The sequence below is a fragment of the uncultured Methylobacterium sp. genome (assembly GCF_964244095.1).
In the GTDB taxonomy this organism is placed as follows: domain Bacteria; phylum Pseudomonadota; class Alphaproteobacteria; order Rhizobiales; family Beijerinckiaceae; genus Methylobacterium.
Map to the genome: position 1 here is coordinate 1 of NZ_CAXTHR010000117.1, position 13,142 is coordinate 13,142.

13 protein-coding genes and 1 pseudogene are annotated in these 13,142 nt (G+C 73.4%); all 14 read right to left on the minus strand.

The window, feature by feature from the left end; translation table 11 throughout:
- Positions 1 to 128: twin-arginine translocase TatA/TatE family subunit (locus ACFE86_RS16620; RefSeq protein WP_375456450.1), on the minus strand; the 128-nt coding region annotated here is incomplete at its 3' end.
- Between the two features lie 91 nt (positions 129 to 219).
- Positions 220 to 492 carry a twin-arginine translocase TatA/TatE family subunit gene (locus ACFE86_RS16625; RefSeq protein WP_375456438.1) on the minus strand — a complete coding sequence of 91 codons (273 nt, stop codon included), beginning with the start codon at positions 490 to 492 and terminating at the stop codon, positions 220 to 222.
- A 159-nt stretch (positions 493 to 651) separates the two neighbouring features.
- Entirely contained in the window at positions 652 to 1,659 is a 1,008-nt protein-coding gene (gene nagZ, locus ACFE86_RS16630) for a beta-N-acetylhexosaminidase (protein ID WP_375456439.1), read from the minus strand.
- Between the two features lie 89 nt (positions 1,660 to 1,748).
- The gene (locus tag ACFE86_RS16635) at positions 1,749 to 3,239 is read right to left on the minus strand and encodes an SPOR domain-containing protein (RefSeq protein WP_375456440.1); all 1,491 of its coding nucleotides are present in this window, start codon (positions 3,237 to 3,239) and stop codon (positions 1,749 to 1,751) included.
- A gap of 38 nt (positions 3,240 to 3,277) precedes the next feature.
- Positions 3,278 to 5,038, minus strand: coding sequence for an arginine--tRNA ligase (gene argS, locus ACFE86_RS16640; RefSeq protein WP_375456441.1), 1,761 nt, complete (start codon positions 5,036 to 5,038; stop codon positions 3,278 to 3,280).
- Between the two features lie 99 nt (positions 5,039 to 5,137).
- Positions 5,138 to 5,587, minus strand: a complete 450-nt coding sequence (locus tag ACFE86_RS16645; protein ID WP_375456442.1) for an acyl-CoA thioesterase — start codon at positions 5,585 to 5,587, stop codon at positions 5,138 to 5,140.
- 211 nt (positions 5,588 to 5,798) lie between these two features.
- On the minus strand, positions 5,799 to 6,818 hold the full coding sequence (locus ACFE86_RS16650) for a biotin-dependent carboxyltransferase family protein (RefSeq protein ID WP_375456443.1): 1,020 nt from the start codon (positions 6,816 to 6,818) through the stop codon (positions 5,799 to 5,801).
- Positions 6,815 to 7,582 (minus strand): allophanate hydrolase subunit 1, encoded by a 768-nt coding sequence (locus tag ACFE86_RS16655; RefSeq protein WP_375456444.1) that lies wholly within the window; start codon positions 7,580 to 7,582, stop codon positions 6,815 to 6,817. Before ACFE86_RS16655 ends, ACFE86_RS16650 begins: the two co-directional genes overlap by 4 nt.
- 7 nt (positions 7,583 to 7,589) lie before the next feature.
- Positions 7,590 to 8,351: a 5-oxoprolinase subunit PxpA gene (locus ACFE86_RS16660; RefSeq protein WP_375456445.1), complete on the minus strand. Its 762-nt coding sequence runs from the start codon at positions 8,349 to 8,351 to the stop codon at positions 7,590 to 7,592.
- Between the two features lie 270 nt (positions 8,352 to 8,621).
- A complete protein-coding gene (locus ACFE86_RS16665) occupies positions 8,622 to 10,166 on the minus strand; it encodes a Do family serine endopeptidase (RefSeq protein ID WP_375456446.1) in 1,545 nt (514 codons plus the stop codon).
- Positions 10,167 to 10,260: 94 nt separating this feature from the next.
- Positions 10,261 to 11,004, minus strand: a complete 744-nt coding sequence (locus ACFE86_RS16670; protein ID WP_375456447.1) for a DUF2459 domain-containing protein — start codon at positions 11,002 to 11,004, stop codon at positions 10,261 to 10,263.
- Between the two features lie 27 nt (positions 11,005 to 11,031).
- Entirely contained in the window at positions 11,032 to 11,316 is a 285-nt protein-coding gene (locus ACFE86_RS16675; RefSeq protein ID WP_375456448.1) for a HigA family addiction module antitoxin, read from the minus strand.
- Positions 11,317 to 11,329: 13 nt separating this feature from the next.
- Positions 11,330 to 11,524: pseudogene (locus ACFE86_RS16680) on the minus strand (type II toxin-antitoxin system RelE/ParE family toxin); the annotation flags it as partial.
- Positions 11,525 to 11,676: 152 nt separating this feature from the next.
- Positions 11,677 to 13,142: class I tRNA ligase family protein (locus ACFE86_RS16685; RefSeq protein ID WP_375456449.1), on the minus strand; the 1,466-nt coding region annotated here is incomplete at its 5' end.

Sequence of the window (13,142 nt, forward strand, 5' to 3'; positions counted from 1 at the left end):
GCCATGCGGCGGACCTTGCGCGTGACCTGGCCGACGGTGCGCAACGCCTTCGGCAGGTCCTTCGGCCCGATGACGATGAGGGCGACGCCGCCGATCAGCATCACCTCCCCCCAGCTCATGTCCAGCATGTCGTCGACGGTCCTGCAGCCTCGGGCCTGCCGGCACGATGCCGGCGGCCCCGGAAAAGGGCCGCGCACCGGAGTGCGGGCCCGCGCGGCCTCAGACGGGCTTGCGCTCGGCCTGCGGCAGGTGGCTCGCGGGGATCGCGGTGCCGGGGCTCGTCTCGGCCGCGTGCGGGATGGTGCGGACGGGCTCGGCGGGGGCGGCCGGATGGGCTGCCTGCGCCGGCGTCTCCTCCTCGGCCATGCCCTTCTTGAACGCCTTGATCCCCTTGGCGACGTCGCCCATCAGGTCGGAGACCTTGCCGCGGCCGAACAGCAGCATCACGATGACGGCGACGACGACCCAGTGCCAGATACTCATGCTGCCCATGGCAACCTCCTGCGCCACGATGCACGCATTGCGTCTACGTGTCCGCGACGGCTCGTGTCCGCGGTGGAATTTCGCGCCGAACCTAGGGACGGCGCCCCGCGAACACAAGCGGTCAATCCCGCTCAGGGGCCCGCAAACCGGTTTGCGCACCGAACCTCGTCAGGCGGCCCGCGCCAACGCCGCGGCGAATTGCGCCCGCGCCAGCGGCAGGTCGAGGCCGTCGCGGCCTCCGGCGAGGCGGGCAAGCGCAGCCTCGGCCCGGCGCAGGGCCGTGCCCGCCAGCGCCGGCGTCCCGGACGCCACGGCGCGCATCTCGTCGAGGCGGCCGTTGCAGTGGAGCGCCACGTCGATGCCGGCCGCGAACGCGGCCTCGGCGCGCGCCCGGAACGGCCCGGTGAGCGCGTGCATCGACAGGTCGTCGGTCATCAGCAGGCCGTCGAAGCCGATCGCGCCGCGGATCACCTCGGCGACGACGGCCGGCGACTGCGTCGCCGGCCGGTCGGGGTCGATGGCCGTGAACACCACGTGCGCGCTCATCGCCATCGGCAGGTCAGCGAGCGCGTGGAAGGGCTGGAAGTCCTGCGCGCCCAGCGCGTCCCGCCCGGCCACCACCACCGGCAGGCCGTGGTGGCTGTCGCAGGCCGCGCGGCCGTGGCCGGGGATGTGCTTCATCACCGGCAGCACGCCGCCGGCCATCAGCCCCTCGGCGACCGCCCGGCCGATCTCCGCCACCCTGTGGGGCGTCGTGGCGTAGGCGCGGTCGCCGATGATGTCGTGAGCCCCCGGTTCCGGCACGTCGAGCACGGGTGCGCAATCGACGTTGATGCCGACGTCGGTGAGATCATGCGCCATCAGGCGGGCGCCGAGCTGCGCCATCGCGGCGGCGGACCCGTCGAGGCGGCGGAAGCGGCCGCCCGCCGGATAGGCCGGCCAGTGTGGCGGCCCCATGCGCTGCACCCGGCCGCCCTCCTGGTCGATCAGGATTGGCGCGTCGTCGCGCCCGATCGTGGCGCGCAAGCACGCCGTCAGCGCCCGGACCTCGTCCGGCGTGCCGACGTTGCGCTTGAACAGGATGAAGCCCCAGGGCCGCACGTCCCGGAAGAAGGCGGTCTCCTCGGCCGAGAGGGTCTGGCCGGCGCAGCCGAGGATCAGGGCACGGGAGGTCATCGGGGACGGTTTTCCCGGAATCTTTTGGGGTTGAGGGTGCGCAACGAAAGCTCGACGGATCGCGCGCCGGGGTGGAATCAGTCCGAGAATCAGTTCTTGGCGACGAAGCACTGGCCGCCGGCGCCTTGCAGCTCGGTGCAGAGGCTCGTCGCCTCGGCCTTGGCGAGCGGCCCGACGCGGACCCGGAAGATCGTCTTGCCGTTGACCTCGGCCTGACGGATCAGCTCCGGCTTGCCGGCGAGCTGGCCGTACTTGCCCTGCATCTCGCGCAGGGCGGCCTGCGCCTCGCGGGCGCTGGTGCGGACGCCGAGCTGCACCGAGAACCCGCCCACGGCGGCGTTGCTCACGGTGGCCGTGGTCGCCGGCGACTCGGCGGGCGCGGCGGACTCCGGGCTGACGGCGGCGATGCGCTGGGGCGACTTGGCCCTGACCGGCGCCGGGGCCGCGGCGGCGGGCGTGCGCTCCGGGGCGGGCGGCGCCTGGACGGGGACCGCCTGGGACGGGGCCTGCTGCACGGTGGCGGTCTGGACCGGCATCTGCGGCGTCGCCGCCGCCATCCGGCCGGGACGGGTGCGGACGGGCGCGTCCTCGCCGGGCAGCGTCATCGTCGGGATCGGCGAGAGCGGCAGCGCCTCGGCCTGGACCTCGCGCTGGGCGGCCGGGGGCGGCGTATCGGGCTTCACCACCACTGTCCGGACCTTGCGGGGCTGGCCGAACGCATCGAACGAGGCCGAACCCGGCGTCACCGCGGCCTCCGTCCCGCGGTCCTGGCCGGACCTCTCCTGCCCCTGCGCAGATCCCTGCGCCGCCCGGGCGGCCTGGGCCACGTCGAGGGGCTGCTCCTCGCGGTTGACGATGCGGATCTGGCTGTCCTTGGCCTTCGGCTCGTAGATCTGCCGGTCCTGGTCGGGGATCTCGACGCCGTCGGCGACCTTCGGCGCGACCTTCACGGGCGAGGCGTCCGCCTGGATCACCGGCACGCCGCCGCCGGTCCCGCCGCGGTGCAGGCCCTTGTAGGTGAGCGCGCCGGTGACGGCGACGACCACGACGGCCACGCCGGCGCCGACCGTGACGAGGCGGCGCCGCGGCTTCACCCGCTTCAGGCCGCGCTGGTCGTGGACCTCGGCCTCTCCGGGCCCGGCCTGGAAGTCTTGAGTCTCGAAGCCCTGAGTCTGGAAGCCCTGAGTCTGGAAGCCCTGGGCCTGGAAGTCCTGCTGCGCCTGGAAGTCCCGGGCCTGGCCGTACGCCGCCTGTTGCGCGCCGCCGTGATCGACGGAGGCGAGATACTGGTCGAAGGCGTCGGCCGGCGTGTTGCGCTGGGCGCCCGGATGGCCGACCTCCTCCGCGAAGCGCGGCTCGACACGGCCGGGCGCCTGCGTCTGCGGCGCGGGCTGGCGCCGGTCGTCGCGGGCGGCGAGCAGCGCACGGAAGGGATCGTCCTGGCCCACGATCCGGGCGAGCTCGGCCAGGGGATCGGGCTTCTGGGCGGCCGGCTCGGACGCCCGCGGGGCGCCGCCGGACGGTTGCAGATCGCGCGCGAAGGCGTCGAAATCGACAGGCGCGCGCGAAGCGTTGGTCATGGCAGCATCCTCATCACACGCCGACGTTCGGGGTGCGCTCACCGCATCGCGTCCGGTGCGCTCACGCCGAGTACCGCGAGGCCGGACGCGAGGACGCTGCGCAGCGCCTCGACCAGCGCCAGCCTCGCCCGTGTCGACTTTCGGTCGGTTGCATTAACAAACCGTAATTGCGGCAAGTCTTTGCCCTTGTTCCAGAAACTATGGAGCGCACTCGCCGTCTCGTAGAGGTGGAAGGCGATCCGGTGCGGCTCGTGGGCGGCCGCCGCCGCCTCCAGCACCCGCGGATACTGCGCGATCAGGCGCAGCATCTCGGCCTCGCCGGGATCGGACAGCACCGCGAGGTCGGCATCGGCGAGGCCCGCCGCATCGGCCGGGTCGAAGTCCGGGAACGCCTCGCGGGCCTGCCGCTGCACCGAGCGGATGCGGGCATGGGCGTACTGGACGTAGAACACCGGGTTGTCCTTCGACTGCTCGACCACCCTGGCGAGGTCGAAATCGAGCGTCGCGTCGTTCTTGCGGTAGAGCATCATGAAGCGGATCGCGTCGCGGCCGACCTCGTCGATCACCTCGCGCAGCGTCACGAACGTGCCGGACCGCTTGCTCATCTTCACCGGCTCGCCCGCGCGCAGCAGCCGCACGAGCTGGCACAGCTTCACGTCGAGGCTGGCCTTCCCGTCGGTGACGGCCTTCACCGCCGCCTGCATGCGCTTGACGTAGCCGCCGTGGTCGGCCCCCAGCACGTCGATGAGTTCGGTCGCCCCGGCGAGGTACTTCGCCCGGTGATAGGCGATGTCGGAGGCGAAGTAGGTGTAGGTGCCGTCCGACTTCAGCAGCGGCCGGTCGGTGTCGTCGCCGAAGTCGCGCGTCCGGAACAGGGTCTGCTCGCGGTCCTCCCAATCCTCGGGCACCTGGCCCTTCGGCGGCGGCAGGCGGCCCTCGTAGACGAGCCCGCGCGCGCGCAGTTCGGCGAGCAGCGCCGCCACCGCCCCGCCGCCGCCGGCCTGGAGGGTGCGCTCGGAGAAGAACACGTCGTGGTGGATGCCGATCGCGGCGAGGTCGGCGCGGATCATGTCCATCATCATCGCGACCGCGGTCTCGCGCACCACGGGGAGCCATTCGGCCTCCGGCGCGTCGAGGAGCGTGCGGCCGTGCGCCTGGGCGAGCGCGCGGCCCACCGGCACGAGGTAGTCGCCCGGATAGAGGCCCTCGGGGATCGCGCCGACCGCCTCGCCCAGGGCCTCGCGGTAGCGCAGGTGCGCGGAGCGGGCGAGCACGTCGACCTGCGCGCCGGCGTCGTTGATGTAGTATTCCCGCGTCACCTGCCGCCCGGCGGCGACCAGGAGGTTGGCGAGCGCGTCGCCGAACACCGCGCCGCGCCCGTGTCCGACATGCATCGGCCCGGTGGGGTTGGCCGAGACGTACTCGATGTTGACCGGCCCGCCCGGCATGTGCCCGCGGCCGTAGCCGGCCGGGTCGGCGAGCACGCCGCGCAGCACGTCGTGGAACACGTCCGGTGCGAGGCGCAGGTTGATGAAACCCGGCCCTGCGACCGCGGCCTCGACCACCCGCGGGTCGGTGCGCAGCTCCGCGGCCAGCGCCTCGCCGAGCGCCTTCGGGTTGGTCTTCGCCTCCCTGGCGAGCACCAGGGCGACGTTGGTCGCCAGATCCCCGTGGGCGGGATCGCGCGGCGGCTCGACCACGACGCGGGCGAGGTCGAGCCCTCCGGGCAGCGCGCCGCTTCGGGTGAGCGCCTCGACGGCCTCGCGCACGCGTGCCTCGAACAGGGCGAAGATGTTCATGATCGATGAAATCCGCTCGCACCGGTGCCGATCGGCGGCCGGCGCCTCATCCCCGCGCCATAGCAAGGGGGGGCGGGGGTGTCACGGACGGGGCGACGCTCAGGCGACCGTCCAGCCCTCCAGCACGGCGCGCAGGCGCTCGGGCAGCGCGACGGGTCGGCGGGTGGCGCGCGCGACGTAGACGTGGACGAAGAAGCCCTCGGCCGAGACCTCCGCCGCGTCGCCGCGGAACAGGCCGACCTCGTAGCGCACGCTCGACCGGCCGATCCGCGCGACGCGCACGCCCGCCGTCACCGCGTCGGGGAAGGCGATCGGCGCGTGGTAGCGGCACCCGCTCTCGACCACGAGGCCGATCACCCCGGACGCCGCGATGTCGAGCACCCCGGCCTCGATCAGCAGGCGGTTCACGGCGGTGTCGAAGAACGCGTAGGAGACCACGTTGTTGACGTGGCCGTAGACGTCGTTGTCGCCCCAGCGCGTCCCGACCGGGACGTGGCGGGCATAGGCGCGGCGCAGCGCGCGGGGGCTCGGGGCGGGCGTCTCGGTCATCGCATCGTCCATCGCACGCGCGCTGCAAGGCCCTGGCGCATCCCCGGAGCCGGGACCGCGCGCGGAGCCGGAAGCCTTCACCCGCGGGGGTCACCGCGACAAGAGCCCGCACGAGGCCCTGGTGATGGCCGCGGCGCGCCGATCGAGCCGATCGCGTCGCGATCCAGGCCGGCGTTCCGACGCGAACCCGTGCCTGTCCGGCATGACCGGATCAGACCCGCGCGTCGACGACGCCGTCCACGAGGTTGAGGCCGAGCAGGAATTCGGGCGGGAACGTCGTCCGGATCACCGGCTCCATCCGGATGTCGGGACCCAAGGTCTCGGCTTCCGCGCGGCGGGCGAGGACCGCCGCGGCGACCGTGACGGCGGAAAAGCGAAGGCGCGTGCCGGCCTGCGCCTGCGCGAGCCGGCCGAGATCCGGCCCGATCACGGTGGCGATCTTCGGATAGCCGCCGGTGGATTGCCGGTCGGCCATCAGCACGATCGGCAGCCCCTCCCCCGGCACCTGGATCGCGCCCATGACGATGCCGTCGGAGACGATGTCGTGGCCGCTGGCATGGGTGAGAGGCTGCCCGTCGAGGAAGCAGGCCATGCGGTCGCCGCGCCCGCCGACCGTCCAGGGCCCGGCGAGGAAGGCGTCGACCTGGTCGGGGGCGAAGGCGTCGTCCTGCGGCCCGAGCACGACGCGGATCACGTCCGCCGGCCGGTCGAGCCAGGGCGCGACCAGCGCCTGCGGGTTGCCGGCGCCGGTGCGCGCATCGGCCACCGCCAGCCTGTCGCCGGCCGCGAGCGCCCGGCCGTTCAGGCCGCCGAGGTTCGAGCGGGTGTGGGTCGCCGTCGCGCCGAGCATCGGCGGCACGGCGATGCGGCCGCACACCGCGAGGTAGCACCACGCGCCCGACGGCCCGGCGCGTACGGAAAGCGTCCGCCCCGGGTCCAGGGTGAGCGCGACGGCTTGCGGCAGCGCCTGCCCGTCGAGCGCGATGCGGAAGCCGGTGCTTGCCAGCACCAGCCCGAGCGGGCCGTCCTCCGCCGCCACCGAGAGGCCGCCGGCCGAGACCTCGATCGCGGTGGCGCCCGCCGGGTTGCCGGCGGCACGGTTCGCGGTGGCGAAGGCCAGCGGGTCCATCGGCCCGGCCGCGGTGATGCCGTAGCGCAGGTAGCCGTGGCGCCCCGCATCCTGGAGGGTCACGCTCGGGCCGGCGGCGAGGATGGCGAGGCGCGCGCTCATGAGGGCGCCGCCTCCGCATGGGCCTCGCGGCGCGCCACGGTCTCGCCGGCCGCCGCGCGGCGTTCCAGGGCGGCGTAGGTGGGCGCATCCACCGGCTCGAACCGGATTCGGTCGCCCGCCGCGACCGGGAAGACCGGCTCGCGCTCGGGCGCGTAGAGGCGGGCGGGCGTGCGGGCGATCACGTACCAGCCGGTCGGCATCGAGACGGTGCCGACGGCTGCCAGCCCGCCGCCGATCAGCAGGGCGTTGGCCGGGTGCGGCGGCCGCGGCCGGGCGCGGCGCGGCACCGCGAGGTCCGGGGCCAGGCCGCCGAGATAGGCGAAGCCTGGGGCGAAGCCGTACATGTAGACCCGGTAGGTCGCGTTCCCATGCAGCGCCGCGACCCGCTCCACCGACAGCCCGGTCAATTCAGCGATGGCGGCGATGTCCTCGCCGCAGGGCTCGCCGCCGCAGGTGTCCGCGTAGCAGCACGGCAGCGTCCAGAGGGACGGGGCGGCGGCGCGGGCGGCGGCGCCCGCGGATAGGGCGACCACCCGGGCCGCGAGCGTCTCGCGGGTCAGCACGAGGGGATCGTAGTGGATCATCAGCGAGCGGTAGGTCGGCACGGTCTCCGCGAGGCCGTCCGGCGGGTCGGCGCGCAGCGCGTCGTCGAGCGCCAGCACCCGGTCGTTGATCGCCGGGTCGACCGTGCTGCCGAACTCGGCGACCAGGGCCGCCTCGCCGGCATCGCGCAGCCGGAGGGCGGGCGCATCCCCGTCCGCCATCGCCGCCTCAACCCCGGAACGGTGCGAGGCGGATGCCGGCGCCCTCGATCCGGGCGCGCACGGCGCGGGCCATGGCGACCGCGTGGACGGAATCGCCGTGGACGCAGACCGAGCGGATCGGCGTCGGCAGGCGGGTGCCCTGCGCCGTGATGATCGCACCGGCCTCGACCATCGCGAGGACCCGGTCGGCGGCCGCGTCGGCCGCCTCGATCATCGCGCCGGGCTGTCCGCGGGCGATCAACTGGCCCGCCTCGGTGTAGCCGCGGTCGGCGAAGATCTCCTGGTGGACCGCGAGGCCCGCCGCCTCGCCGGCCGGCACCTGCGCGCTCAGCGCGGTGGCCAGCAGGGCGAGTTCGCGATCGACGGCGCGGACCGCGCGGGCGATCGCGTCGGCGACGTCGCGCTCGGCAGCGGCGATGTTGCCCAGGGCCCCATGCGGCTTGACGTAGGTGACCTTGTGGCCGGCATACGTCGCGAGCGCCTGCGCCGCGCCGACCTGATAGGCGACGAGGCGCTCGATCTCGGCCGCGGTGAACGGCATCCGCCGCCGGCCGAAACCCCACAGATCCGGGAAGCCCGGATGCGCGCCGACGGCGACGCCGTTGCCCTTGGCGAGCGCGAAGGTCGCGGCCATGATCTCGGGATCGCCCGCGTGCATCCCGCAGGCGACGTTGGCCGAGGTGACGAGCCCGAGCATCGCCGCGTCGTCGCCGCAGGCATAGGTGCCGTAGCCCTCGCCGAGATCGGCGTTCAGATCGATGGACCGCATCGGCCTCCTCACCCTCCCACGGATCGAACCCCGCCGGGCATCCGGGCGGCGCGTCTCGACGCCACCGATCATCGGCCATCCGGCCCGTGGCGTGAACCCCGATCGAGCCGGCATGGGCCGTCTCGGCGAGCCACGGGGTCTCGACAAGCAAGGACGCCGCCAAGGAAGGCACCGCCGCGGCGTGAAGTCCCGCGCGAGCCAAGCGCCCCGCCCACGGGGTCGAACCCGTGGGCGGGGCGGCTCGGCGGCGCGCTCGGCCATCGTTCCCGCTCAGCCGTTGTCCTTCGCGAGCGAGAGCGCCACGAACCGGGTCGCGCCCTTGGCGCTCCTGATCCGCATCAGCACGGCCTTGCGGCCGCCGGCTTCCGCCGAGCGGATCTGGTCTGCGACCTCGGAGGGGCGGGTGACGCTCTTGCCGGCGACGTCGAGGATGACGTCGCCCTGCTCGATGCCCTTGGCCGCGGCCGGGCCGTCCGGATCGACCGCGACCACCGCGACGCCCGCGTCGGACAGGCCGACCTCGGCGGCCGGCGCCAGGCTGAGGCCGAGCCGCGGCTGGCCGCCGGAGGTGTCGCTTCCGCCCGCCGCCGCGACGCCCTCGGTCGCCGGCAGCGCGCCCAGCGTGATCGTCGCCGTGTCGGCCCTGCCGGCGCGGAGATAGGCGATCTGCACCTTGGCGCCGGGCTTCAGCCCCGCGATCTTGCGCGACAGCTCGCGCGCGTCGTTGACCGCGTTGCCGTCCACCGACTCGATCACGTCGCCGGACTTGAGGCCGGCCTTGGCGGCGGGCGTGCCGTCCTCGGCGTGGTCGATCAGCGCGCCCTTGGGCTTGGCCATGCCGAGGCCCTCGGCGATGTCCTGCGTCACCGGCTGGACCTGCACCCCGAGATAGCCGCGGGCGACCTTGCCGTCGGTGCGGAGCTGCTCGACCACCGCCTGCACGGTCTCGGCGGGGATCGCGAAGGCCAAGCCCACGCTGCCGCCGGACGGCGAGGCGATCGCGGTGTTCACGCCCACGACCTCGCCGTCGACGTTGAAGGTCGGGCCGCCGGAATTGCCCTTGTTGATCGGCGCGTCGATCTGCAGGAAGTCGTCGTAGGGGCCGGCGCCGATGTCGCGGCCGCGCGCCGAGACGATGCCGGCCGTCACCGTGCCGCCCAATCCGAACGGGTTGCCGATCGCCACCACCCAGTCGCCGACCCGCGGCGCGGCGCGGCCGAAGCGAACGTAGGGGTAGCGGCCCGCATCCCTGATCTTCAGGAGCGCGATGTCGGTCTTGGAATCCTTGCCGATCACCTTGGCGTCGAGGGTGCGGCCGTCGTCGAGCGTCACCTGCACGGTCCGGGCATGGTCGACGACGTGGTTGTTGGTGACGACGTAGCCGTCCTCCGAGATGATGAATCCGGAGCCGACCGCGCCGCGCTGGCCCTGACCCTGCCGCGGCATGCCCGGCTGGCCGCCGTTCGGGCCGTTCTGGCCGAACCGCTTGAAGAACTCGCGCAGTTGCGGCGGCACGTTCTGGAGGTTGGGGGCCTGCGGGCCGGGACCGTCCTCGTCATCGCCGGAGGCCGCGTCGTCGAGCTTGACCTTCACCGAGACGACGCCCGGCTTCACCGTGTCGACGATGTCGGCAAACGAACCCGGCGGGTGCTCGGTGGTGGTGATCGCGGTCTTGGGCAGGGCTTGGGCGTAGGCGGGGGTGGTGGCGGGCCAGTATCCGCTGCCGGCAGCGCCCCCGGCGACGAGGGCGGCCGCCGCCACCGAGGCGAGCGCCGCGCGACGGACGCGGACGGTGCGGGTCTGGGGAACGGACATGCGGGGATCTCCGAAAGACGTGGGGCGCCGCCGTCTCGGCGGGCTGTGGAGACCCCTCTACGGCCCGGCGCCTGACCCGGCCGTGGCGGCCGGATTACGGTTTCGACAGGTTGGCGTCCTCGGACGGCCGCGCGGCCCGCGGCAGCGGCGTCGCGCCCGAGCGCCATGCCAGGTCGAGGATCAGCCCGCGCGGCAGGGTGGCCAGCACCGGCGCCACTGGCAGGCCGGCGGCGTTGACGAGCCCCGCGGTCCAGTGGTTGCAGACGTTCGTCCAGGAGAACCGGCCGGCGCCGCGGTAGAACAGGCTCGGCCCGTAGAGGCCGGGGCCGACATCGACCGGCAGGCCGGCGGTCAGCGCAAAGTGCGATTCCAGGCGTGCGGCGAGCAGGCTCAGGCCGGCGCGCGACACCGGCACCGCGACGATCTCCGCGTGCGGAAAGCGCGTGCGGAGATCGGCATCGAGGCCGACCACCTGCACCACGCCGTCGCGGCCGCCGGGGGTGAACAGGGCTTCGAGCGCGAGCCGCAGGTCGAACGCGGCCAGCGTCGGCGTCGCGGCGTAGAACCGGGCCTCGCCCCAGCCGAACTCGATCGCCGGATAGGCCCGGAACCGCTCCGCGATGGTGCGGAGCGCCGGCCCGGCGCCCTCCCCCGTCAGCGCCGCCAGCGGCAGGATCACGCCGCTGTGCCAGCCGTGGTTGATCACATGGATCGTCGGCGGGGACGCCTCGGTGGGCGGGTAGAGGCTCGGATCGCCGGGCTTGGCCGTGAGCACGACGGCGAGGACCAGCAGGACGGCGAGGCCGGCGAACGCCTGGGTCAGCCGGCGCAGGGGCATGCGTGCTTCCTGCGCGGCGCCCCGGCGTCAGGCGCGTTCCGGGGCGCGGACATCCGAATAATCGTTGGCGGATTCGGCCTTCGACAGGTCGTGGGCCGCCTGCAGATTCATCCAGAACTGCGGCGCGGTGGCGAAGCGCCGCCCCAGCCGGATCGCGGTGTCCGCCGTGATGCCCCGGCGCCCGCGGATGATGTCGGTGAGGCGATTGGCCGGAACGCCGATCTCCTCGGCAAGGCGCGTCGCGCTGAAGCCGAGCGGAGCCAGGTACTCCCGGCTCAGGATCTCGCCCGGATGTGTACGGATGCGCGGCATGGCGGTCCTCCGATCAATGGTCATCGACGATCTCGACGTCCTCGGGACCTGCCTCCGTCCAGCGGAAGCAGAGCCGCCACTGGTCGTTGATACGGACGCTCCATTGATCCCGGCGATCCCCGCCCAGATTCTCCAGACGGTTGCCGGGCGGGCTGCGCAGATCGCTCAGCGCGGTGGCGGAGGCGAGCATGTCGAGCTTGCGCAGGGCCGCTTCCGCAAAGGCGCGCCACGCGGGTCGCGCGACTCCATCCTCTTAGAGCGTCCGCGTGTGCTTGCAGCGGAAGGAGCCGATCATCCACGAGCCCGATGCGATACGGAGTACGTATCACGTTGCGCACGGTCGCGGCAAGTTGTGGTCCGTCACGCCTGCCCATCGCTCAGCCGCGCCAGCGCCTCGCGCAGCTTGGCCAGCCGCGCGATCTCGGCCTCGCGGCGCTCGCGGCTCTCCTCGATCACCTCCTCGGGGGCCCGCGCGACGAAGTCGGCGTTGCCGAGCTTTGCGTCGAGTTTTTTGATCTCGCCCTCGGCCTTGGCGGCCTCCTTGTTCAGGCGGGCGACCTCGGCGGCGAGGTCGACGATGCCGTCGAGCGGCAGTGCCGCGACGCTGCCGCGCACGAGCAACTGCACCGCGTTCTTCGGCGCGGTCTCGGCGAAATCGATCCCGGAGAGGCGGGCGAGGCGGACCAGGGTGTCGTGCCACGCCGCAATCCGGGCGCGGACGGCCGGGTCGGCGTTCACGACCACCAGCGGCACCGCGGCGCCTGCCGGGACGCCGGTCTCGGAGCGGGCCGAGCGCACCTCGGAGATGAGGTCGACGACGAAGCCGATCTCGGCCTCGGCCTCCGCGTCGGCGAGGCCCGAGAGGTCGGGCCAGGGCTGGAGGGTGAGCAGGCCGCGCTCGGGGATCGCCGCGCCCTTGATCGCCCACAAGTCCTCGGTGAGGAACGGCATGAACGGGTGCAGGAGCTTGGCGATCTGATCGATCAGGAAGGCGATGGTGCCCTGCGTCTCGGCTCTCACGCCGGCATCGACGCCCTCGCCCTGCAACACCGGCTTGGCCAGTTCGATGGTCCAATCACAAAAGATATTCCAGACGAAGCGGTAGGCGGCCGCCGCCGCGTCGTTGAAGCGGTAGGCCTCCAGCGCCGCCGTGACCTCGGCGACGGCGCGCGCGCCCTCCCCCAGCGCCCAGCGGTTGAGCGGTTCCCGCACGGCGCGCGGGTCGAAGGCGGGATCGCGGGCGCAGCCGTTGAGTTCGGCAAAGCGGGCCGCGTTCCAGAGCTTGGTCGCGAAGTTGCGATAGCCCTCGACGCGCGCCGGGCTGAGCTTGATGTCGCGCCCCTGCGCGGCGAGCGCGGCCAGCGTGAAGCGCAGCGCGTCGGCGCCGTATTGGTCGATCAGCCCGAGCGGATCGACGACGTTGCCCTTCGACTTCGACATCTTGGCGCCCGAGGCGTCGCGCACCAGCGTATGCAGGTAGACCGTGTCGAACGGGACCTCGTCGGTGACGTGCAGGCCGAGCATCATCATCCGCGCGACCCAGAAGAACAGGATGTCCTTGCCGGTCACCAGCGTGTTCGTCGGGTAGTAGCGCGCGAGGTCCGGCGTCGCCTCGGGCCAGCCCAGCGTCGAGAACGGCCACAGGGCGGAGGAGAACCACGTGTCGAGCACGTCTTCGTCGCGGCGCAACGCCACCGGCCGGCCGTGCTTCTCCGCCGCCTGCGCCAGGGCTTCCGCCTCGCTGCCGGCGACGTGGACGCCGCCATCCGCGTCGTACCAGACCGGGATCTGGTGCCCCCACCAGAGCTGGCGCGAGATGCACCACG

Bases quoted from the DNA above. Each gene is read 5' to 3' on its own strand.
- ACFE86_RS16670 (WP_375456447.1), bottom strand. From the start codon at position 11,004: ATGCCCCTGCGCCGGCTGACCCAGGCGTTCGCCGGCCTCGCCGTCCTG.
- ACFE86_RS16645 (WP_375456442.1), bottom strand. From the start codon at position 5,587: ATGACCGAGACGCCCGCCCCGAGCCCCCGCGCGCTGCGCCGCGCCTAT.
- ACFE86_RS16625 (WP_375456438.1), bottom strand. From the start codon at position 492: ATGGGCAGCATGAGTATCTGGCACTGGGTCGTCGTCGCCGTCATCGTG.
- ACFE86_RS16660 (WP_375456445.1), bottom strand. From the start codon at position 8,351: ATGCGGTCCATCGATCTGAACGCCGATCTCGGCGAGGGCTACGGCACC.
- ACFE86_RS16650 (WP_375456443.1), bottom strand. From the start codon at position 6,818: ATGAGCGCGCGCCTCGCCATCCTCGCCGCCGGCCCGAGCGTGACCCTC.
- argS (WP_375456441.1), bottom strand. From the start codon at position 5,038: ATGAACATCTTCGCCCTGTTCGAGGCACGCGTGCGCGAGGCCGTCGAG.
- ACFE86_RS16635 (WP_375456440.1), bottom strand. From the start codon at position 3,239: ATGACCAACGCTTCGCGCGCGCCTGTCGATTTCGACGCCTTCGCGCGC.
- ACFE86_RS16655 (WP_375456444.1), bottom strand. From the start codon at position 7,582: ATGGCGGACGGGGATGCGCCCGCCCTCCGGCTGCGCGATGCCGGCGAG.
- nagZ (WP_375456439.1), bottom strand. From the start codon at position 1,659: ATGACCTCCCGTGCCCTGATCCTCGGCTGCGCCGGCCAGACCCTCTCG.
- ACFE86_RS16665 (WP_375456446.1), bottom strand. From the start codon at position 10,166: ATGTCCGTTCCCCAGACCCGCACCGTCCGCGTCCGTCGCGCGGCGCTC.
- ACFE86_RS16675 (WP_375456448.1), bottom strand. From the start codon at position 11,316: ATGCCGCGCATCCGTACACATCCGGGCGAGATCCTGAGCCGGGAGTAC.